At 63.3% G+C, this 20665-nt stretch carries 17 protein-coding genes; 5 read left to right on the top strand and 12 right to left on the bottom strand.

Annotation, left to right across the window (positions count from 1 at the left end; translation table 11 throughout):
* Window positions 1–6: 6 nt before the first annotated feature.
* The 8 genes from JQ600_RS12430 to JQ600_RS37380 all read right to left on the bottom strand — a co-directional run bounded on the left by JQ600_RS12430 (window position 7) and on the right by JQ600_RS37380 (window position 12267).
* Entirely contained in the window at window positions 7–1557 is a 1551-nt protein-coding gene (locus tag JQ600_RS12430) for an indolepyruvate oxidoreductase subunit beta family protein (protein WP_212389014.1), read from the bottom strand.
* Between the two features lie 12 nt (window positions 1558–1569).
* Window positions 1570–3720 (bottom strand): indolepyruvate ferredoxin oxidoreductase subunit alpha, encoded by a 2151-nt coding sequence (locus JQ600_RS12425; protein ID WP_212263686.1) that lies wholly within the window; start codon window positions 3718–3720, stop codon window positions 1570–1572.
* 132 nt (window positions 3721–3852) lie between these two features.
* Window positions 3853–5463: an ATP-dependent acyl-CoA ligase gene (locus JQ600_RS12420; RefSeq protein WP_212389012.1), complete on the bottom strand. Its 1611-nt coding sequence runs from the start codon at window positions 5461–5463 to the stop codon at window positions 3853–3855.
* Window positions 5460–6287: a cyclase family protein gene (locus JQ600_RS12415; RefSeq protein WP_212389011.1), complete on the bottom strand. Its 828-nt coding sequence runs from the start codon at window positions 6285–6287 to the stop codon at window positions 5460–5462. Before JQ600_RS12415 ends, JQ600_RS12420 begins: the two co-directional genes overlap by 4 nt.
* Entirely contained in the window at window positions 6284–7528 is a 1245-nt protein-coding gene (locus tag JQ600_RS12410; protein ID WP_212389010.1) for an SDR family NAD(P)-dependent oxidoreductase, read from the bottom strand. Before JQ600_RS12410 ends, JQ600_RS12415 begins: the two co-directional genes overlap by 4 nt.
* A 13-nt stretch (window positions 7529–7541) precedes the next feature.
* Window positions 7542–8711 carry a thiolase family protein gene (locus tag JQ600_RS12405; protein ID WP_212389009.1) on the bottom strand — a complete coding sequence of 390 codons (1170 nt, stop codon included), beginning with the start codon at window positions 8709–8711 and terminating at the stop codon, window positions 7542–7544.
* Window positions 8712–8716: 5 nt separating this feature from the next.
* On the bottom strand, window positions 8717–9436 hold the full coding sequence (locus JQ600_RS12400; protein ID WP_212263691.1) for an ABC transporter ATP-binding protein: 720 nt from the start codon (window positions 9434–9436) through the stop codon (window positions 8717–8719).
* The gene (locus JQ600_RS37380) at window positions 9433–12267 is read right to left on the bottom strand and encodes an ABC transporter permease subunit (RefSeq protein WP_312010975.1); all 2835 of its coding nucleotides are present in this window, start codon (window positions 12265–12267) and stop codon (window positions 9433–9435) included. The genes JQ600_RS12400 and JQ600_RS37380 overlap by 4 nt, the downstream gene beginning before the upstream one ends.
* 74 nt (window positions 12268–12341) lie before the next feature.
* On the opposite strand from JQ600_RS37380, the gene JQ600_RS12385 reads away from it, so the two are divergent.
* The 3 genes from JQ600_RS12385 (at window position 12342) to JQ600_RS12375 (ending at window position 15224) form a co-directional block, all read left to right on the top strand.
* On the top strand, window positions 12342–12911 hold the full coding sequence (locus JQ600_RS12385; RefSeq protein WP_212389008.1) for a winged helix DNA-binding protein: 570 nt from the start codon (window positions 12342–12344) through the stop codon (window positions 12909–12911).
* Between the two features lie 263 nt (window positions 12912–13174).
* Window positions 13175–14362 (top strand): ABC transporter substrate-binding protein, encoded by a 1188-nt coding sequence (locus JQ600_RS12380; protein ID WP_249135849.1) that lies wholly within the window; start codon window positions 13175–13177, stop codon window positions 14360–14362.
* A gap of 79 nt (window positions 14363–14441) precedes the next feature.
* Window positions 14442–15224 carry an aspartate/glutamate racemase family protein gene (locus tag JQ600_RS12375; RefSeq protein ID WP_249133271.1) on the top strand — a complete coding sequence of 261 codons (783 nt, stop codon included), beginning with the start codon at window positions 14442–14444 and terminating at the stop codon, window positions 15222–15224.
* A 3-nt stretch (window positions 15225–15227) separates the two neighbouring features.
* Here JQ600_RS12375 and kynA read toward each other — a convergent pair whose 3' ends face one another.
* On the bottom strand, window positions 15228–16082 hold the full coding sequence (gene kynA, locus JQ600_RS12370; RefSeq protein ID WP_249135848.1) for a tryptophan 2,3-dioxygenase: 855 nt from the start codon (window positions 16080–16082) through the stop codon (window positions 15228–15230).
* Window positions 16079–17272 (bottom strand): kynureninase, encoded by a 1194-nt coding sequence (gene kynU / locus JQ600_RS12365; RefSeq protein ID WP_212389007.1) that lies wholly within the window; start codon window positions 17270–17272, stop codon window positions 16079–16081. The genes kynA and kynU overlap by 4 nt, the downstream gene beginning before the upstream one ends.
* Before the next feature lie 186 nt (window positions 17273–17458).
* On the opposite strand from kynU, the gene JQ600_RS12360 reads away from it, so the two are divergent.
* Window positions 17459–18295 (top strand): alpha/beta hydrolase, encoded by an 837-nt coding sequence (locus JQ600_RS12360; protein ID WP_212489932.1) that lies wholly within the window; start codon window positions 17459–17461, stop codon window positions 18293–18295.
* A 30-nt stretch (window positions 18296–18325) separates the two neighbouring features.
* Here JQ600_RS12360 and JQ600_RS12355 read toward each other — a convergent pair whose 3' ends face one another.
* Window positions 18326–19081 (bottom strand): helix-turn-helix transcriptional regulator, encoded by a 756-nt coding sequence (locus tag JQ600_RS12355; RefSeq protein ID WP_212389005.1) that lies wholly within the window; start codon window positions 19079–19081, stop codon window positions 18326–18328.
* Between the two features lie 145 nt (window positions 19082–19226).
* On the opposite strand from JQ600_RS12355, the gene JQ600_RS12350 reads away from it, so the two are divergent.
* Entirely contained in the window at window positions 19227–20012 is a 786-nt protein-coding gene (locus JQ600_RS12350; protein WP_212389004.1) for an alpha/beta fold hydrolase, read from the top strand.
* Between the two features lie 8 nt (window positions 20013–20020).
* Here JQ600_RS12350 and upp read toward each other — a convergent pair whose 3' ends face one another.
* Window positions 20021–20650, bottom strand: a complete 630-nt coding sequence (gene upp / locus JQ600_RS12345) for a uracil phosphoribosyltransferase (protein ID WP_212263697.1) — start codon at window positions 20648–20650, stop codon at window positions 20021–20023.
* Window positions 20651–20665 lie beyond the last annotated feature (15 nt).

The raw sequence follows: 20665 nt of genomic DNA, 5'->3' as shown, positions 1-20665 counted from the left end.
TATCAATCACAGAAATGTTTCAACCGTGGCAAGCGCGCCGTCGAGCGCCTTACCCTCTTCATCGGCGAGTGCCGCCTTGCAAAGGCGGCGCAGCCATTGGCCACCATCAGCGCGACCGGCAAGACGCGGTGCAACCGCGATCACCCTGTCGAATTTCGAGGCGCCGCGCGCGTGGGTGTCGGAATAGCCCTTCACCAGCCGACGCGCCTCGAGAATGGCGACGGCAAGCTCGTAATCTTTTGCGGCGGTCGTGCGGGCAAGATTGAGCCAGGCATCGCGATGGGCGACCTCGCGCTGATGGCGCAACGTGCCGCGGCGAAAGCGCTTCAGGCCACCCAGCACATACAGCGGCAGGAACCAGCGCACGGTGCCGGTCTGCACGCGCCGCCCGCGATTGACGAGGCGGTCGAGCCTCTTGCACAGGCCAGGCTTGCCTTCGAGCCACAGGCCAAGGCCCGCGGGAAGCGTGCCCAAGACCTCTTCCATGCGCGGATGCATGAATTCGGTGGTGTAGACGAGTTGATCGGGTTTCGCGAGAACCTCGCCGCGAACGCGTTCGAAACGGCTTGCACGCGTCTTGAGGTCGGCAACGCGGATGACGTCGTCATAGGCCATGGCCACGGCGACATGTTTTGCCGCCGCTCGCGTCAATGCGGGATCGCTGCCGTGTTCCAGGCGCATAAAGCCTGCGACGAGATCGAGGTATTCCCGGCCATAGCTGACGTCCTGAAAATCGACGACCTTGCGCAAGCCTGCGGCGATGATGCCGTGCAGGGACGTGGGGAAAGTCGTGCTTGCGTCGGTGACGAGTGCATCGAAGGCGGAGTCGCCGATTGGTGCGAGCGCCGGATACAGCTTGCCGGCTGAAGCAGGCTTGGGCGGCGCGGGCGGCGTCGCGGTTGCGGCATCCGCCTGGGTGCGCTCAAAACCCGCCGCGAACGCGCGCAGGCTCGGTTCGATGCCGATGCCGGCGGCGCGGATGGTCGCTTCATAAGCTTCGCGGCCAAACGGCAGGGCGCCGCTGCCGGCGAGCGCACCGAACAACACCGCCGAGATGGCGCTGCCGGTGCTGTCGGCAAGCACAGCCATGTCGAAGGCGACAAAACGTTTCGCGGTGGCCTCTGCCGCCTCATATACCTTGCTGGAATCGCTGATGCCGTCGCCGGGCACGAGCTTCTCCTGGACCGCGAAGGAACGATGCGACGAGGCGATCAGCGTGGTCTTGTCTGGCGTGACGAGGCCGCGCTGGATGGCGCGGCCGGCTTCCATCAGTTCGGCGCCGACCACGACATCGACTTCGCCGGGGACCGGCATCAGCGACAGCACCGGGTAGGCGGCATCGGCGCGGGCAGGGATCATCTCGACATAATAGATGGTCGCGCCGGTGCGCTGGGCGACACCGGGCACCGAGGTAGATTGCGCAATCCAGTTCTGGCTTTCCGCCAGTGCCACGATCCAGTCGACCAGCACGCCGCCGCCCTGGCCGCCCATCGCGAGCACGGCGATCGAAAGCGGTCGGGTCAGATCGATGGCGGGGGGCTGCAGCACGATGTTCATTCGGTCATGCCCTCAAACCAGAGCGAGACGGCGCCGGTCGCGGCGTCGCTGCAGGAAACCGATAATGCCGCCGCGCAGTTTCGCCATGAACTGATCGAATCCGGTCGGGTTGTGGATGATATCCGCGCGGTAGAATGACGGGCACAGTACGGCGGCCTCCGCCACCTCACCGCAATTGCCACAGCCGACGCAGCTGTTGTCGATCGCCGCCACCGGATCGTCCTTCAGGGGATCGTCGGTGTGCTTCACCGAAAGCGAGGGGCAGCCGGACAGCCGGATGCAGGCATGGTCGCCGGTGCAGACGTCCTCATCGACACCGAAGCGCTCGCGCACGACGCGCTCGCCACCCTTCACGGCCTTGTTGAACAGCGGCTTGATCCGGCGCTGCTTGTTCAGCATGCATTCGGACGAGGCGACGATGATCTTCGGTCCCTTGTCGGTGCTTGTGAGCGCTTCCTTCAGCGTGTCGCGCATCTTGGCGACGTCGTAGGTGCGGTCGATCTGGCGGACCCATTTGGCGCCGATGCCTTTGACGGCCTCGGTGATCGGGTGGTTGGTCGAGCGCGATTTATTGTCGGCGCGGGACGACAGGATGTCCTGGCCGCCGGTGGCCGCGGAATAATGATTGTCTACAACCAGGATGACGCCGTCATGCTGGTTGTAGACCGCATTGCCGATGCCGCTGGTCAGGCCGTTGTGCCAGAAGCCGCCGTCGCCCATGATAGCGATCGAACGCTTGTCTGCCTTCACGTTAAACGCGGACGCCGAGGCCGGGCCGAGGCCATAGCCCATCGTCGTCGCCCCGATGTTGAACGGCGGCAGGATCGAGAACAAATGGCAGCCGATATCGGCCGCGACATGATGCGGCCCGAGGTCCTTTTCCACGAGCTTCATCGCGGCGAAGATCGGCCGCTCCGGGCAGCCGGTGCAGAAGCCGGCGGGACGCGCCGGCACCACTTCGGCCAAGGCCTTGACCTTGTCGTGCGCTGACATCGATGGGTCGTTCGGGGCGCGGATCCGATCCGGCAGCGCGCCGGGCGCGGCAGCGGTGAGGAAGTTGCGAAGCCCCGCCGCCATCACGGCTGCGGTATATTCGCCGCCGATCGGCAACTCGCCCTTGCCGTAGATCTTCGTAGAGACATCAGCCTTTCGCAGCACCTTGTGCAGGGCCTGTTCGATGTAATCAGGCTGGCCTTCCTCAACCATCAGCACCGCGCGCTTCGATTGGCAGAAGTCGATCAGCTCATCGTCGATCAAGGGGTAGGTCACGTTCATCACGTAGAGCGGAATGCGGGTGTTGCCCCAGACGTCCGCCAGGCCAAGGCCCTGCAGCGCGCGGATCACGCCATTGTACATGCCGCCTTGCAGGATAATACCTACGTCGTCGATATCGCCTTCGAATACCTCGTTGAGCTTGCGCGCCTTGATGAAGGCGATTGCGGCCGGCCAGCGCTGTTCGATCTTTTCCTTCTCGTGCTGGTAGGCGGCCGGCGGCAGCACGATGCGGTTGGTATCCCGCCGCGGATTTTCCAGCGCCTGGGCCAGCGTGAATTCGGGGCGCTTGTTGTCCTTGGCGACAAAGCGGCCATGGACGTGGCAGGAACGGATGCGCACTTCGAGCATCACGGGCGTATTGGTCGCCTCCGACAGCTCAAATCCGTCCTCCACCGCTTTCACGATGGATTCGAGGTTGGGGCGGGGATCGAGCAGCCAGATCTGGGATTTCATCGCAAAGGCGTGGCTGCGCTCCTGCATGATGGAGGAGCCTTCCCCATAATCTTCGCCGAGCACGATCAACGCGCCGCCGGTGACGCCGCCGGAGGCGAGATTAGCCAGCGCATCGGAGGCGACGTTGGTGCCGGCGGTCGATTTCCAGGTGACGGCGCCGCGGATCGGATACATCACGGATGCGGAAAGCATCGCGGCTGCGGCCGCCTCGGACGCCGACGTTTCGAAGTGCACGCCGAGATCGCCGAGAATGTCCTGCGCATCCGCCAGCACGTCCATCAGATGCGAGATCGGCGCGCCCTGATAGCCGCCGACATAGCCGACGCCGGACTGCAGCAGCGCCTTGGTGATGGCCAGAATCCCCTCGCCATGGAAGACATCCCCGTTGCCTAGTTTGAGGTCCTGGACCTCTCGGGCGAAAGAGCGTTCAGCCATGACGCATTTCCTTCGGCTTGGGCGATGGCGGCGAGCCGTGCCATCTCGACTGGGGTCGTCGCCAATGACGGCCCGGTGTCGGATCGGTAAAAATGCTAAGCCGACATATTTTAAGTGTCAAATAATTATCCATTACACGGCACCCCGCTTCAGCCGGTAGCCGGCCGCTTCGCGATCCCAGGTCGACGCGGTCACGCCGCGCTCGCGCAACTCGTATTTCCGGATTTTGCCGTTCTCCGTCCGTGGCAGGTCCGCGACAAAATCGATGAAGCGAGGAACCGCGAAATAGGGCAGACGCAGGGCGCAGAATTGCATCAGTTCGACGGGCGGGATCGCCGCTCCCGGCCGCACCACGATCGCGGCCATCACTTCATCCTCGGCAAGTTCCGAGCGCACGGGAAAGACGGCCGTCATCTCGATGTCAGGGTGAGCCAGCAGCACCTGCTCGACCTCATAGGACGAGATGTTCTCGCCGCGGCGGCGGATCGCGTCCTTGAGCCGGTCCACGAAGCGGAAATAGCCGTTCTCGTCACGGATAACCCGATCGCCGGTATGGAACCAGAGATTCCGCCAGGCTTCCACGGTCTTCTCGGCCATGCCGAAATAGCCGCTCGCGAACGCAAACGGCTCGTCGGCGCGCAGCACCAGCTCACCGGCCTCGCCATCCGGCAATTCAACGTCGCTGATATCGACGACGCGGGCCTGAAAACCATCGATGATACGGCCCATGGTTCCCGGCTTCTGCGTTTCCGGCGATGCGCCGATGACGAAATTGGTTTCGGTCGAGCCGTAACCTTCGAGCAGCGTAACGCCAGTGCGCGCAGCGAATGTCGCGCCGAGATTAGCCGGAACCCCTGGTCCGAGCGCGGTGCGGACTTTGTGCCCGCGTTCGTCCGCTCGCGGTTCACCCGCCAGCAGGATCGGCACCATGGCGCCGAGCAGATAGATCACCGTTGCTTCGTTGCGGATCATGGCCGGCCAGAAACCGGAGGCCGAGAAACGCGGTTCGAGGACCATGTGCGCGCCGCTGAGAAGCGCCTGCGCGAAAGTATTGAGGGCATTGATATGGAACAGCGGCAGGGTCGTGCAAAGCACGTCGTCTGCCGTCAGGCCAAAAATGCGGCCGGAGTGGATGCCCCACCAATAATATTGTGCATGCGGGCACATCACGCCCTTGGATGGACCGGTGGTGCCGCTGGTATAGATGATCGCGAGCGTGTCGCCGGGGCTGACGGGCGCTGCCGAAATCGGGGCTGCGCGTGGCGGCATGGCTTCCATCAACGGCGCTGCACCCTTGGGCGGGGCATCGGCGCCGATCACCCAGATCGAACCAAGTGAGGCCATGCCTTCGGGGACATGGGCCAGGCGTTCGACGAATTGCGCCTCGATCGCGAACAGCCGTGCACCGCTATTCGACAGGTAGTAACCGATCTGCGGTCCCATCGCGGCGGTGTTGATCGGGACAGCGATGGCGCCGATCCAGCCACACCCCAAAACGATCTCCAGCATTTCGAGGCGATTGGAGCAGAGGATCGCGACCCGGTCGCCGGCCGAAACGCCGGCAGCGCGCAACGTCGCGGCACGGCCGGCCGCGATGTCGCGCGCCTCGCGGAACGTCCATGAATCAGTTGCGCACGAGACCAAGGTCCGGTCGCCGTGGCTTCCGGCCTGAATCTCGAGCATGCGCGGCAGCGTCCGGTCTTCCGGCGGCAGCGGAATCATGCCGGGCGCATGGAGGCTCACGAGCGGGGCGCTCCCGCATGATTTGAAGGCACCAGCGCCAGCACGCGCAATGGGCTGCCGCTGCCCTGTTGGATCTTCAGCGGCGGCGCGATCAGCGAGCTGCCGGTCGGTGGCAGCAGGTCGAGATTGGTCAGGCATTGCAGGCCATAGCGTCCGGCACCGTGCATGTAGTAGTGGCACGGATAGGGAGGCAGGAAATGCGCCGCCTGGCCCGCATCGGTGCCGATGGTTTCGGTGCCGAAGCCGAGCACGTCGCGCTCATTGAGCAGGAAACGCACGGCGTCAGGATCGGGACCGGGTGTGTGCTGCCCGACGTCGTCGAAATTCTGATAGGCCGCCGGATCGGTCTTCTTCGACCAGTCGGTGCGCATCAGCACCCAGCATCGCGGCGGGATTTTGCCGTGCACGGCTTCCCAGGCCTTGATGAAATCCGGCGTCAGCAGGAAGTCGGCATCCTGTGCGGATTCCTTCGAGCAGTCGATGACCACGGCGGGCGCGATGAAATCGGCAACCGGGATCGTATCGGTGGAGCTGTTGGGAAGGTCGCGGCCCGAGACCCAGTGGATCGGGGCGTCGAAATGCGTGCCGGTATGTTCGCCAAAGGACAAATTGTTCCAGTACCAGGCGCCGCCGCGTTCGTCGTAACGCGAAATCTCTTCCATGCGGAAGGCGCGGCTCTGGCCTATTTCCGGCGGCATCACGATGCTCGGAAAATCCGGACCCAACGTCTGCGTCAGATCGATGATGCGGATCGCGCCGGTCGCGAGCGCTGCGGTGAAGCCCGCCAGGATTTCAGGGCCGGGCGCTGGATCGTGCGGTTTCATCGGCCAAGCTCCCGTTCCAGTGCCTTGGGATTGTCGCGGAAACGGGCGAGCCAGTCCTGCGCGATATCGCCGGGATAGACGTCCTCGACCGATCCTTTGAGCGCGCCGACGATGGCACGGGCGACCGCCGATGGCGCCAATTTCGGCGGCAGCAGCAGCTGATTCCATTCGTCGTCGATCGGTCCCGGAAAGATGTTGATGACCCTGATGCCGGCGACGCGCATTTCGGCGCGAAGCGCCTGCGCGACCGAAAGGGCCGCGGCCATCGACGCCGAATAGGTCGCGTGCTGCGGAAAATTGGACAGCGCATAGATCGACAGCAGATTGACCCAGGCCACCGCGCTTGTTTCGCCATCGGCGCCACGCGACTGCATCACCGGACCGAACGCCTGGGCCAGCCGCAACAGGCCGAAGCAATTGGTCTCCATCTCCGCCCGCGCGGTTTCGACGCCGGCACGGCCGAAAATGCCAAATGTGCGATGATGTTCTGATGTGTTGATCACGATGTCGACCTTGAAGCCGAGTTCGGCGGCAAGCTCATTGACCGACTTGGTGTCGGTGACATCGAGCGGGACCAGCGTCACCTTGGGTAGCTCGGCGATCGCCGGCCAGCCTGGCGGGTTCTTCCAGGGTTCGCAATGGCCGGCCCAGACGAGATCGGCGCCGGCCTCCAGCACCGCTTTCACGACAGCCTGGCCGACCGCCGATTTGGCGTCGGTGACCAGCACTTTGCGGAATCTCGGATCCGACGTGAAATTGCGCAGCTTCGGCTCGTCGGCGAGGGCGGTATTGCCACCATCCGGCTTGGCGACGAGTGCGGCCTGGCCGGCGCGGTCGAGCACCGCCTCCACTATGACCGGAGACGGCGCCGGGCCACAGCGCGCGTCGAGGTGGACGACGAGGCTGACGCCTTCGGCCAGGCGGACCAGTCCAAGTCGCCAGGGCATGCGCTCGCGAAAGAACAGTTCCTGGGAATGATGCAACGTGGTCTCACTGACGAGTTCGCCCCGTCCGCTCATCACGGTCCATTCGAGTTCGGCCGACAGACAGCGAACGCAGGCCTCGCGCGGCGGATATTGCACGGCGCCGCAGGCCGCGCAGCATTGCAGTTCGAGGTTACCAAGTGCTGCGCCGCGAACGAGGCCGAGCGCAATGCGGCTGCGGCGGTCCGGCGGCAGTGTCGGCGCGCGCGTCTTCAGGATCGGGTTCTTGCGCTTGGGCCGTTTGATTGTTTCACTCATCATCAAGTCCCAATCATGTTGCGGCGAGAATGGCGGCGCCGGTGCATAGTCCCCGGTCGAAGTTGATCATGCCGAATCCGGAGACCAGCGCATGACGGGCGTTCTCGACCCGCGCGCCAAGCGACTGTCCCGTGACCTGCCGGAGCGCTTCGACGATTCCGAGCGTGCCGCCGGCGGCACCGGCCTGGCCGACAGATAATTGTCCACCCGATGTGTTGAAGGGAAAGCTGCCGTTCGCTTCGAATGTGTGGCGACGAATGAAGTCCGGCCCTTCGCCCTTGCCGCAGAAGCCGAGATCCTCGATCTGCAACACGCAGATGACCGGATAATCGTCATAGGCCTCGAGCAGGTCGATGTCTTCAGGCCCGATGCCTGCGCTTTCGTACAGGCGGTCGCGGTCCATTGCCCAGCCGCCCCGGTGTTGCACGGGATCATCAGGGAATGCGTTGTGCCGCTCGATGGCACCTCGCAGCCGCGCGTGCGGCAATCCGAGGCGCCGGGCCCGGTCTTCGCTCATGACAAGAAAGGCTTCGGCGCCGGCGCAAGGCATCACGCAATCGAACAGCCGAAGCGGGTCGGCCACCGGTCGGGCGTTAAGATACTCGTCCAGGGTCAAAGGCTTCTTGAACAGCGCATGGGGGAATTGCAACGCGTTGGAACGCTGCGCGACGCAGAGCTTGCCGAAATCCTCAGGCTTCGCGCCATAGGTGCGCATGTAATAGGCGGTGAGGAAGGCGAAACTGGTATTGGGCCCACCGGCGCCATAGGGATAGACCGCGTCCTGCGCAAACATGCTGAAGGTCGCCGTGCTGAGCCGGAAGCTGTCGACGTGGTTGGTGTCGCCGGCAATGCAGGCAACGATCTCGGCGTCACCCGCCTGGACGGCGCGCGCGGCGCGGCGGAGGCTGACAATGCCGGATGCGCCGCCCATCGGCACGTGATCGAGCCAGCGCGGCGAAAGGCCGAGATGCTGGGTCAGGCCGACGGCGCTGTCGGGCGCCAGCGTGAAGCTCCCCACGCACAGGCCGTCGATTTCATCCTTGGAAATCCCGGCGCCATCAACCAGGGCCTTCAGCGCGCGGGCGATGAACCAGTGCGCGCCGCGGATGGAGAAGCGCTCATAGGGCACGCTGACGGGTACCGCGACGGCGACCCCGTCGTAACTTGCAATGCGGTTTGCCATGGCGGTCAATGCCCTCCGCCCAGATAAGTTGCCTGCACGCGGGCATCGCCGAGCAGGCTAGCGGCTTCACCGTCGAGCACGATTTCGCCGGTTTCCAGCACATAGCCGTAGTCGGCGATTTCAAGCGCCGCCTTCGCATTCTGCTCAACCAGCAGGATCGAGACTCCGGCATCGCGCAGGCCAGCGACGATGCGCAGGATGTCACGCACGATCAGCGGCGCGAGGCCGAGGCTGGGCTCGTCGAGCATCAGGAGCCGCGGCGCCGACATCAGCGCGCGGCCAAGCGCGAGCATCTGGCGTTCGCCACCGGAAAGCGTGTCGGCGCGCTGGGAACGACGTTCGGCAAGGCGTGGAAAGCGTCCATACGTCTCCTCAAGCGCGCGGGCGACGAAGGCGCGATCCGAACGGCGCGGGTAGGCCCCGAGCACGAGATTGTCGTAGACCGTCAACTCTCCGAACAGCTCCCGCGTCTCCGGCACCAGGCAGAAGCCGTGCTCGACACGCGCCTCGACGTCGAGCTTCAACAAATCCTGGCCTTCGAAGATAAGCCGGCCGCGCGATGGCAAAAGGCCGATGGTGGCCGCAAGCAGGGTGGTCTTGCCCGCGCCGTTCGGCCCGATCACCGTGACGATCTGGCCTCTCTGCAGCGATAGCGAAACGCCGCGTACGGCTTCGACCTTGCCGTAAGCCACATGAAGATCTGATATTTCGAGCATCGCGCTCATAATACGCCTCCGAGATAGGCTTCCTGCACCTTCGGATCGGCGCGGACCGCTGCCGGATTTCCCTCGACCAGTTTGCAGCCGAACTCCATGACCACCAGCCGGTCGACCAGGCCCATGACGAAATCCATGTCGTGCTCGACGATCAGGATCGTGACGCCTTCATCGCGAATCTGGCGCAAGACCTTGGCAAGCGCTTCCTTCTCGGGCGGCCGCAAGCCTGCGGCCGGCTCATCCAGCACCACCAGCACGGGATCGGCCGCCAGCGCGCGGGCAACTTCGAGGATGCGCTGTCCGCCGAGCGGAAGGTTGCCGGCGAGTTCGTAAGATTTGTCGCCGAGGCCGACGCGCTGCAATTGCCGCTGGGTCTCGTGCAGCGTCCGCCGCTCTTCGGCGCGATCGAGACGAAGCGCGCTCTTCAGGAAACCGGTCGCGGTGCGCGCATAGGCGCCGAGCGCGACGTTGTCGATCAGGCTCATGTTCGGCCGCAGCTTCACGTGCTGAAACGTGCGCGCGATGCCCATGCGCGCGATTTCCATCTGTGGACGGTATGTGATGTCCTCGCCCAGAAAACTGATCCGGCCGGCATTGGCCTGCAAGGCGCCGGTCAAGAGGTTGAACATCGTGCTCTTGCCGGCGCCGTTCGGACCGATCAGGCCCAGGATCTCGCCGGCCTTGAGATCAAAACTCACTTTGTTGACGGCGGTCAGTCCACCGAAGGTCCTCACGGCGTTTTCGACGTTCAAAATCAGCGTGCCATTTTCCGGCAGCGCGCGGCGCGGCATCGCCTCGGCGGCCGCGGGCGCCGGGCGCGTGCCCTTGGGCAGGCGCTTGGCGATGAACGCGATGAGTCCGCCGCGGGCATTCTGCAGCAGCAGGACAAGGAGAACGCTGAAAGCGATGATCTCGAATTGCGCCGGGTTCTTCGTCACCAGCGGCAGCACATCCTGCAACCAGTTCTTGAGCAGCGTGATCAAAGCGGAGCCGGCGACGGCGCCCGCGATATGGCCGGCACCGCCCGCCATCGCCATCAGCAGGTATTCGATGCCGGGCTTGACGTCGAAGGGGGCGGGGCTGATGAACCGGTTCATGTGCGCATAGAGCCAGCCGGCCAATCCGGCGAGCAGGGCCGCGATCACGAAGGTAACAAGGCGAATTCGAAAGATGTTGACGCCGAGACTCGCCAGCAGAATGCCGCCGCCACGCAGGCTTCTGATCGCACGGCCCTCGCGGGAATTGAGCAGATTGGCGCTCGCCAGCATCGCGAGCCCGACCATCAGCCAGATCAGATAGAAAATCGTTTGCGAGGAAATCAATGGGACCGAGGCGATGGTGATCGGCGGGATGCCGGCCATGCCGGTATTCTGCCCGAGGCCTGGGACATTGCCGAACAGGAAATAGATCGAGATCCCCCACGCGATCGTGCTGAGCGAGAGGAAGTGCCCGCCGAGCCGCAGCGTCAGCGCGCCGATCGCCAGCGCCGCAAGCCCGGTCATTGCCAGCGCCAGCAGCAATCCGACCCACGGCGACAAATCGAGGGTCACGGTCGCCCAGGCCGTCGCATAGGCGGCGATACCAACAAAGGCGGCTTGCCCGAAAGACGTCATGCCGCCGATGCCGGTCAGCAACACCAGCCCGAGCGCGACCAGCGCGGAGATGCCGATATAGTTGAGAAGCGTAATGGCGAAGCTGCCGAGCAGTGCAGGTGCGATCAGCAGGGCGATGACGGCGGCGCTGATCAGGCCGATGCGAAGCGGCGCGCTCAACGCGATCGCGTCGGGCATTTCCATTTCCTCGCCTTCCTCATCGGCATGCCCGGCCGACTTCCAGGACTGCCAGAGCAGCACCGGGATCAAGAGGCCGAACACGATCACTTCCTTGTAGGAACTGCTCCAGAACGAGGCGAAGCTTTCCATGATGCCGACGAACACGGCGCCGAGCGCTGCGATCGGATAGCTGGTGAAGCCGCCGATGATGGCGCCGATAAAGGCTTTCAGCCCGATCATGAAACCGGAATCGTAATAGATCGTCGTGGTCGGACCGATCAGGATGGCGGAGACGCCGGCGAGCAGCGAGGCAATGAAATAGGCGATCGTGCCGGTGCGTGCCGGCCGGATACCGACGAGCCGGGCGCCGATGCGGTTGACCGCGGTCGCGCGCAGCGCCCGGCCCGACATCGAGCGCTCGAAGAACAGGAAGAACAGCAGGCTGAGCAGGGCGGCGGTGACCAGCATCAGCAGGACCTGCGCCGATACGATGACGCCGCCGAAGCTGTAGATGCCATTGACCAAGGGACGAATGCGGAATCCTTCGGCGCCAAAGGCCATCAGGCCCAGTCCGCTGATCGCGAAATGAACCGCCAGCGCGATGATGAGCAGAACCAGCACGGAAGCATCGGCGGCGGGCCGGAACGCGATGCGGTCGAGCAGCGGGGCGATCGGCAGCACGAGCACCAGCGCAAGGATGATCTGCACCGCCTGGGGCAGGGCGTACGATGCGGCGACCCAGGCCAGCGCGCAGGGAATAAGCGGCAGCAGGCCATACATGAAAAACGAACGCGGGATCCGCGCGTGTTCGCCTGATCGGTAATGACCGGCCGCATCGACAATGGTTGCGATAATGGCCAGGATCGCGACCACCCAGATCGTGCCTGGCACCCGGCCAAGTTCGAACGCGGCGATCGAGAGTACGCAGAACGCCGTGATATCGCCGAACGGCACGAACACGACGCGGGTGACCGAAAAGATCAGCACGAGGCCGAGGCCCGCCAGCAGGTAGATCGCTCCATTGGCGATCCCATCGAGCAGCAGAATGATGGCGATTTCAGTCGTCATGCGATCCAGCACCTTGATTAGTCAGGTTAATACATTAAATTGCTGTTTGAAATTGATATTTGAGGAGGCATTCTGTGGCCAAAAAACAAGCAGTTTCGGCACAAATAACGGCAGTAGTCTCGGAGCCGGCCGCCGAAGTTTCGCCGATCGAGCAGACCGTGAACGCGTTCGAATATGCCGCCTGGCATTTCGGTTCGGCGTTCGCGCGCTGGCGGCGCGACTGTCTGGGCGCCATGCCAACGAACGCGCTGGGCGGTACGGAGGCCTCGATCCTGCATGTGCTTCATCTCAATGGCACGCCGAAGGGCCTGAGCGATGTGGCGCGGCTTCTGCACCGCGATGATCTTGCCAATCTGCAATATGGGCTGAAGAAGCTGCTTTCGCTGGGCTTTATCGAGAAAGCGAGCAATGGCGCCTCGCGCCGCAACACCACTTACGTGCCCACCGAGCCCGGCCGTGCCATCGTCGACGCTTATCTGCAGCACCGGCGCGACACCCTGGTGCGTCTGGTCGGCAGCATGTCGGGCACCCAGGACGCACTGCAGCAGGCGACCTCGATCCTCCATGTGATGACCGGTCTCTACGATCAGGCCAGCACGATCCTGTCGAGCCAGATCGGCGACACCCTCGGCCTTCGGCCATAAGGCATGAATTGCAACTTTAATCGGTAAGTTGATCATGTGAATTGCCTCTTGACTGGGGCCATACTGCACGCTTTTATATTTTATGTCTAAAACAATTTTTGTCCGGAATGGCGGATGGCGCGGCTGTGAACAGTAAATCAAGCCACGACGCGGGGACGAACCGGCGGCCATGCCGCCGTCGGCCTGCCATCGCTCCGGTCTCCCACTTCTTCAGTAGCCCGGCCCCCGTCGACTGACCGGCGGCCCAACAGGAGGTAGCGACGATGAGCAGACAGATGATTTCGCGCCGAAACGTTCTCGTCGGCGGTGCAGCACTCTCCGGTTTCGTCGCGGCTCCCGCGATCCTTCGGGCGCAGTCCGCTCCCATCTCCGTTGGTTTCGTTACCGGTCAGACCGGACCGGGCGCCTCCATCGGCATTCCCTATTCGAGGGGAATTGCCGCTGCCATGGCTTACCTCGACACGATCGAAGGCCATAAGATCAGGCTGGTCCAGATGGACGATGGCGGCGATCCATCGGCTTCCACGCGCAATGCCCGCAAGCTAGTCGAAGAAGAAAAGGTCGACCTGTTGATCGGGACGTCGGGCCTGCCGGGATCGGTCGCGATGGCGGCGGTCGCCGGCGAGCAGAAGGTGCCGTTCGTTTCCATCTCGCCGCTTCCGCCGACGGCGGGCAAGGGTGACGGGGGATTCTGGGCGATTTCGATTCCGCAACCGCCACCGCTGATGGTCGCGGCGGTGGTCGCGCAAATGCAAAAAGCCGGCATCAAGAGCCTCGGCTATATCGGCTTCAGCGACGCCTGGGGCGATCTCGTCTTCAACGCGCTGTCCAAGACGGCCGCGCCCATTGGCATCAAGATCCTGACAGACGAGCGCTATGCGCGTCCCGATACCACGGTGACCGCACAAACGCTCAAGATCATGGCCGCCCAGCCCGATGCCGTCATGACCGGCGGTTCGGGAACGCCGGGGGCGCTGCCGTTTTTGGCGCTGCGCGAGCGCGGTTTTCGCGGCCCGATCTACGGCACGCATGCCCTGATCAACCCCGATTTCATCCGGGTCGGCGGCGCGGCGGTCGAAGGCGTTCTGGCGCCAACCGGGCCGGTGATCGTCGCCGAACAATTGCCCGACAGCAATCCGGTGAAGAAAGTCGGTCTGGAATTCCGCGCCGCTCACCTCAAGGCCAACAACGTGGCCTCGACCGACGCGTTCTCGGCCTACTCCTTCGACGGCTGGCTGGTTTTCGCCGCCGCGGCCAAGCGCGCGCTCGCGTCGACACCGCCCGGCACGGCCGCCTTCCGGTCGGCGTTGCGCGATGAGCTCTACCGCACCAAGGACGTGGTGGGCTCGCATGGCGTCTACAACTATACCCAGAACGACAATTCCGGTGTCGACGAACGCGCTCGCGTCATCGTCACGCTCGAGAAGGGGCAGTGGAAACTGCTGGCCTGAGCCACGGCCCCGACGATCGCGCCGCATTCATCAAACGCCGCGCCGTCCCTAGGGACGCGCGCGGAAGGAGACGCCTGCCATGAAGCCGATCCGCATCTGGTATCAGAGCTACGTCGACTACGAGAACGGCAAGACCTATTGGGATCGTTTGCGCAAACATCTCGATGACGTCGTCGAGCCCGGCACCACGATCGACATCAAAGGCATTACGCCGCACGATTCCTATGCCCACGCCATCGTCGAATTCCGTTGTGCGCGCGAAGTGATCTGCAATGCGGTGCGGGCTGAACGCGAGGGGTACGATGCCTTCGTGATCGGCCACTTCCAGGATGCGGGTTTATACGAAGCCCGCTCGGTGGTCGATATTCCGGTTCTGGCGCTCGGCGAATCGTCGATGCTCCACGGCTGCCAGCTCGGCCAACGCAGCGGCATCATCACGATCAATCCCCGCTACATTCCCTGGTTCCATCACCAGATCACTAAATACGGGCTGGAGCGCCGCGTTGCGGGCACCCACGCCATGACGTTCGAGCCGGGGCAGATCTTGAAGGCCTATGAATCGGAAGCGCTGGCGCGTGAGGTCGAAGAGCTGTTCGCCGAACAGGCGCGGCCGCTGGTGGCCAAGGGTGTCGAAGTGCTGATCCCGGGCGGCGGCATCCCGATGCTGCTGTTTGCTGCGCTCCGCAATCACGCGATCGACGGCGCGCCCGTCATCAACGGCATACCGATCGTGGTGAAGATGGCTGAAATGGCGGTAAAACTTCGCCGTCTCACCGGCCTCGGCGTCAGTCGCGCGGGGGAATTCGTCAAGCCGCCAGCGGAGATCATCGAGGAATTCATGACGCATCCGAAGCTCGGCTAGGGCCTAAAGCTCCGTTCTTACTTTCCAAAGCTCCGGAAAGAGTTCGACCTCGAGCATCTTGCGCAAATAGGAAACGCCCGACGTACCGCCGGTTCCGCGCTTCAGGCCGATAATGCGCTCGACCGTGGTGACGTGGTTGAAGCGCCAGCGGCGAAAATAGTCTTCGAAATCGACCAGTTTTTCGGCCAGCTCGTACAGCATCCAGTATTTCTCGGGAGATGCGTAGACGGTCTTCCAGGCATCCAGCACCTTGTCATTTGCGGTCCGCGTCAGGCGCCAATCCGTTCGATGCGCATCTTCGCCGATGTCGAAGCCGTTGCGCGCGAGCAGAAGCAGGGCTTCGTCGTAGAGACCGGGCTGGCTCAGAATCTCCTCCAGCTTCGCGACGATGTCGCCGCGGTGGGCATGAGGGCCAAGCATTGCAACATTGCGGTTGCCGGCGAGGAATTCGATCGCCCGGTACTGGTACGACTGGAAGCCTGACGATTGGCCGAGCTGGTCGCGAAATTCGGTGTACTCGCTCGGCGTCATCGTCCGCAAAACATCCCAGGCGCCCGTGAGCTGCTCGAAGATTCGGGCGATGCGCGACAGCATCTTGAACGCGGGTTGGAGCTTGTCGTTGTGGATGGCCTTGATGGCGGAGCGGATTTCGTGGATCGCCAGCTTCATCCAGAGTTCGGAGGTCTGATGCTGTATGATGAACAGAAGTTCGTCATGCGCATCCGAAAGCGGTTCCTGCGCGTCCAATACGCGTTCCAGATGCAGGTAATCACTGTAGGACATCCGCCCGTCGAACGACATCTGGGCTCCCTCGCGGGAGGGGTCCAAAGGTTTTTCGGTCAAGGGTTTTTCGGTCATGTCACGACAGCCATTTTGCGATACTCCGCGGCATCCCAGCGGCGATTGTTCACGACGTCCTCGATCGCATCGACCGCCGCGCGAACCTCGGCCTCGCCGATGTAGAGCGGTGTAAACCCGAAGCGGATCGCGTCGGGGGCGCGAAAATCGCCGATCACGCCGCGCGCGATCAGCGCCTGCATGATCGCGTAGCCGTTGGCGTGGCGAAACGACACCTGGCTGCCGCGCTTGTTGCCGTCCCGCGGCGAGGCCAGCGTCAACTCCGGACAGCGGGCTTCGACTTCGCGGATGAACAGATCGGCCAGCGCGATCGACGCCTTGCGGACCTCGTTCATGCTGACGCCCTCCCAGACATCGAGCGCTGCGTCGAGCGCGGCCATCGCAATGACGGGAGGCGTTCCAACCCGCATCCGTTCGATGCCGGCGCCGGCCCGGTAATCAAGATCGAAGGCAAACGGCGCCTGATGCCCCATCCATCCGGAAAGTGCCGGCCGCGCCATGTCGGCATGGTCAGGTGCGACATAGATGAAGGCCGGCGCGCCGGGACCGCCATTGAGATATTTGTAGGTGCAGCCGACCGCGAAATCGGCTTTGGCGTCTGACACGTCGACCGGGATGGCTCCCGCGGAGTGGGCGAGGTCCCAAACCGTCAATGCGCCGGCGGCGTGCGCTTTCTGCGTCAAGGCCTTCATGTCGTGAAGGCGGCCGGTGCGATAGTCGACCTCGGTCAGCATCAGCACCGCAATCGTTGCGTCGATGGCGTCTTCGACTTCCTCGGGGGCAACAATCTTGAGCTGATATCCCCGGTCGAGCGATCTGAGCAGACCTTCGGCCATGTAGAGGTCGGTTGGAAAGTTGCCGTTGTCCGACAGGATCACACGCTTGCTGGAATTGAGTTCGAGCGCTGAGGCAAGCGCTTGATAGACTTTGATCGACAGGGTGTCGCCGATCACCACGGTGCCTTCAGGCGCGCCGATCAGCCGGCCGACGCGATCTCCGATGCGGCGCGGCTGAGCCATCCAGCCGGCGCTGTTCCAGCCCCTGATAAGCTGTTTCCCCCATTGCTCGGACATCATGCTGCGGACGCGATCGGTCGCCGCAACGGGGAGGGGACCGAGCGAGTTGCCGTCGAGATAGATGACGCCATCCGGCATATGGAACAGGGATCGCGTTCGCGTGAAATCGGTCATCATTGGCCTCGTTCGCAGGCGGCGGATACTCGCATGGCGGCGAATTGTTTCAAGCCCATAAGTTATATGTCTAAAATACTTTTGGACTTGTCCTGCTGGCGGCCGATGTGAGTAGATATCACCCAACTGAATCCTGATCGTAGGCGCCTGCGCCGGCTACTCAAGACCAAACGGAAACCGACCCGCATGATCTTTCATCAGATTTCCGACTGGAACGACGCCTACGCCAATGGCCCCAACATCCCCGGTGGCGAACGCTGGCCGGCGGCCTGGGTGCAACCCGCCCAGACCTATCGCGATGAACTAGGGGGGAGTGGCCGCACGACGCTTGATGTCGGCTATGGCGAGCGGCCGCGAAACCGCTTCGATCTGTTCCGCCCCGAGGGCCAGCCCAAGGGCCTGGTCGTTTTCGTTCATGGCGGGTTCTGGCGCGCCCTCGACAAGAGTTTTTGGTCGCACCTCGCGCGCGGCTCCGTCGAAAGCGGCTATGCGGTGGCGATGCCTTCCTACACACTATGCCCCGCCGTTCGCGTTGCCGACATTACGCGCGAAATTGCCGCCGCGATCACGCAGGCGGCCTCGATGGTGGAAGGCCCGATTTTCCTGACAGGCCACTCCGCAGGCGGACACCTGGTCACGCGCATGATTTCGGCGACTTCGCCGCTGTCGGAGCCCGCCCGCGCGCGCATCCGCAATACCGTCTCGATCTCGGGCGTCCATGACCTTCGCCCGATGTTGAAGACCGCGATGAATGCCGAGCTGCGGATCGACGACGCCGAAGCCCAAACCGAAAGCCCCGCGCTCCTGCAGCCTTTGCCCGGTGCCCGCGTGACCTGCTGGGTGGGCAGCGCGGAGCGCCCGGAATTCGTCCGCCAGAACGCCCTGCTTGCCAACATCTGGACCGGGCTCGGCGCGCAAACCTGCACGATCGAAGAACCCGGTCGCCACCATTTCAACGTCATTGACGGCCTGACCGACCGGAATCATCCGATCGTCCGGACCCTCTTGGCCGATGCCGCGTAGTTCACCATGACTTTGTAGACATCGACGTGTTTATTCGGTCGCGGAAGGTCCACGATGAAGCCGCGCGACGAGGGCCGCGCGATTGCCCACCGCGAGCTTCTCGAAAATATGGTCGAGATGCGAACGGACGGTCCAATAGCTGATCTGCAGTGATCTGGCGATGGCGCGATCGGTTAAGCCGTTCACGACGCCCGCAGCTATCTGCCGTTCCCTGACCGTCAGTTGCTGAAAGCAAAGCGAAGCGGGGGCGAGGCTCTGGTTGCGCACCTCTCGGGTCGCCCGCAGCAGCACCGGCTGCAATAGTCCCAGCAGCAACATCTCGCGCGACCCGACCGGCGTGCGGCCTCGATCGCGCCAGAACCTGAAGTCGCCAACGTTCGTACCGCCGTCATAGAGATGGAGATCGATACCGTCGATGGTCCGGTAGGTCCGCAAGAATTCGTGGAAGTAGCGCGTGCGCTCGAGTTCATCGCGGCGGATCACCGAATAGATCGGCGTCGGACCCTTGCGGTGCCGAAGCCGCGGCGAAATAGGGTCACAGCCCTGGAATTCCGCGACATAGGCCCGCGCCATGTCCATTCCGCGGCCGACGCACATGGCGTTTTCGTAGCGGCCACTGGCGGGATTCCACAGGGTGGTCCCGATGAAATCCATCGATAGCAGGTGCTGCAGATCCAAGGCCACGCCTGGCGCTGTCAGCAGCCAATCGGGAGCCAATGGCTGCAGCAGGGCCTCGCTCACCCGCTTCAGGAGTGTCACATCCTTGGAAGAAAGACTAAGCGCCATGGCGTTGCCGAGGGCTCCTGTCGTGCAGTGAGGCGCATCCCAGAAAACAGGGATAGTGGGCAAATATTGTGAAAGCTAGCGTGTGGTGCGTCAAGCGCGGGAGGGGCGCCCCATCAGCTCCCGGTGGATCAAGACGAGGAACGACATGAAGATCTCAATGCCGGACGGATGCGGCCTCCACGTCGAGTCGGAAGGACATGGTGATACGGCCATCGTGTTTCTGCACGGCATCATGATGAGCGGTGCCGTCTTCAAGCGCCAGGTCAGTGCGCTGTCCGCTGACTATCGGGTCGTCACCGTCGATCTCCGCGGCTTCGGCCAGTCCGACAGGCCGGAGACCGGGTACTCGGGGGAGAATTTTGTCGCCGATTTGAAATGCGTCATCGATCATCTCAATCTGACGCGGCCGATCATTGCCGGCTGGTCGATGGGCGGAGCCATCGCGCTGGCATTTGCGGCGACGTTTCCTGGGATAGCCTCGCGATTGGTGCTGATCGGTACGACGCCATGCTTGATTCAGCGACCCGATTGGCCGCACGCGGTGCCGCCGGCGGCCGCCGAGCAACTCGGGCAGGCGCTGGCAACCGACTATGACGCGGGCGTCGACGGCTTCTGTCGCATGATGTTCCCGGAAGCCAATTCTGAGGACGATATGAACTTTGTCAGGCAGATCATGCTGGCGACACCGCCGCGCGTCACTTTGACCTGCATGCAGAATCTCGGCGGCAGCGATCTTCGTCCCCTGTTGGGCTCGATCCGCGAACCGGTCAGCGTGCTCTGCGGTACTGAAGACATGATCTGTCCGCCGGCGACAAGCCAGTTCCTGGCTGATACGCTTGGCGGCAAGCTCGCTCTCATTCCTGGCGGGGGACACTGCGCGTTCCTCACCAAGGCCGAGCAATTCAACAGCGCGCTCTGCGCTGCACTTTGATTGCCAACCTATTTGGTGCCATAGGCACGGTCACCGGCATCGCCGAGACCGGGCACAATGTAGGCGTTGTCGTCCAGCCCCTGGTCGATCGCGGCGAGCCAGATCGGAACGTCCGGGTGAATGCCGCGCACGCGCTCGACGCCTTCCGGTGCGCCGATCAGGCACACCAGCCTGATGTCGTTGGCGCCGCGCTCTTTCAGCCGGTCGATCGCGGCGACGGCGGAGTTCGCCGTTGCCAGTATCGGTGAAATCACGATCACCAGTCGCTCGTGCAGATCGCTCGGGGCTTTAAAGAAATATTCGACGGCAACGAAGGTTTCCGGCTCGCGGTAAAGACCGATATGCGCGATACGCGCGGTCGGCACCAGATCGAGCATGCCGTCGGCAAACGTAATGCCGGCGCGCAGTATCGGTGCGAACACCAGCTTCTTGCCCGCGATCTGCGGCGACATCATATGCGCAAGCGGCGTTTCTATTTCGACGTCGGCCAGCGGCAGGTCACGGGTGACTTCGTAACACAGCAGCATCCCGATCTCCTTGAGGAGTTCGCGAAACGACTTGGTCGAAACTTCCTTCTTCCGCAACAGCGTCAGCTTGTGCTGCACCAGCGGATGACTAACGATCGTGACGCCGTCCATGTTGCTAATCCCAAA

The organism is Bradyrhizobium sp. AUGA SZCCT0176, assembly GCF_018130145.1.
GTDB lineage: Bacteria > Pseudomonadota > Alphaproteobacteria > Rhizobiales > Xanthobacteraceae > Bradyrhizobium.
Note: the sequence above shows the minus strand (reverse complement) of the source record. Positions and strands in the feature narration are given on the sequence as shown.

Coding starts and splice junctions, on each gene's coding strand:
- JQ600_RS12430 (WP_212389014.1), bottom strand. CDS start 1,557: ATGAACATCGTGCTGCAGCCCCCCGCCATCGATCTGACCCGACCGCTT.
- JQ600_RS12425 (WP_212263686.1), bottom strand. CDS start 3,720: ATGGCTGAACGCTCTTTCGCCCGAGAGGTCCAGGACCTCAAACTAGGC.
- JQ600_RS12415 (WP_212389011.1), bottom strand. CDS start 6,287: ATGAAACCGCACGATCCAGCGCCCGGCCCTGAAATCCTGGCGGGCTTC.
- JQ600_RS12410 (WP_212389010.1), bottom strand. CDS start 7,528: ATGAGTGAAACAATCAAACGGCCCAAGCGCAAGAACCCGATCCTGAAG.
- JQ600_RS12405 (WP_212389009.1), bottom strand. CDS start 8,711: ATGGCAAACCGCATTGCAAGTTACGACGGGGTCGCCGTCGCGGTACCC.
- JQ600_RS12400 (WP_212263691.1), bottom strand. CDS start 9,436: ATGAGCGCGATGCTCGAAATATCAGATCTTCATGTGGCTTACGGCAAG.
- JQ600_RS37380 (WP_312010975.1), bottom strand. CDS start 12,267: ATGACGACTGAAATCGCCATCATTCTGCTGCTCGATGGGATCGCCAAT.
- JQ600_RS12380 (WP_249135849.1), top strand. CDS start 13,175: ATGAGCAGACAGATGATTTCGCGCCGAAACGTTCTCGTCGGCGGTGCA.
- JQ600_RS12375 (WP_249133271.1), top strand. CDS start 14,442: ATGAAGCCGATCCGCATCTGGTATCAGAGCTACGTCGACTACGAGAAC.
- kynA (WP_249135848.1), bottom strand. CDS start 16,082: ATGACCGAAAAACCCTTGACCGAAAAACCTTTGGACCCCTCCCGCGAG.
- kynU (WP_212389007.1), bottom strand. CDS start 17,272: ATGACCGATTTCACGCGAACGCGATCCCTGTTCCATATGCCGGATGGC.
- JQ600_RS12360 (WP_212489932.1), top strand. CDS start 17,459: ATGATCTTTCATCAGATTTCCGACTGGAACGACGCCTACGCCAATGGC.
- JQ600_RS12355 (WP_212389005.1), bottom strand. CDS start 19,081: ATGGCGCTTAGTCTTTCTTCCAAGGATGTGACACTCCTGAAGCGGGTG.
- JQ600_RS12350 (WP_212389004.1), top strand. CDS start 19,227: ATGAAGATCTCAATGCCGGACGGATGCGGCCTCCACGTCGAGTCGGAA.
- upp (WP_212263697.1), bottom strand. CDS start 20,650: ATGGACGGCGTCACGATCGTTAGTCATCCGCTGGTGCAGCACAAGCTG.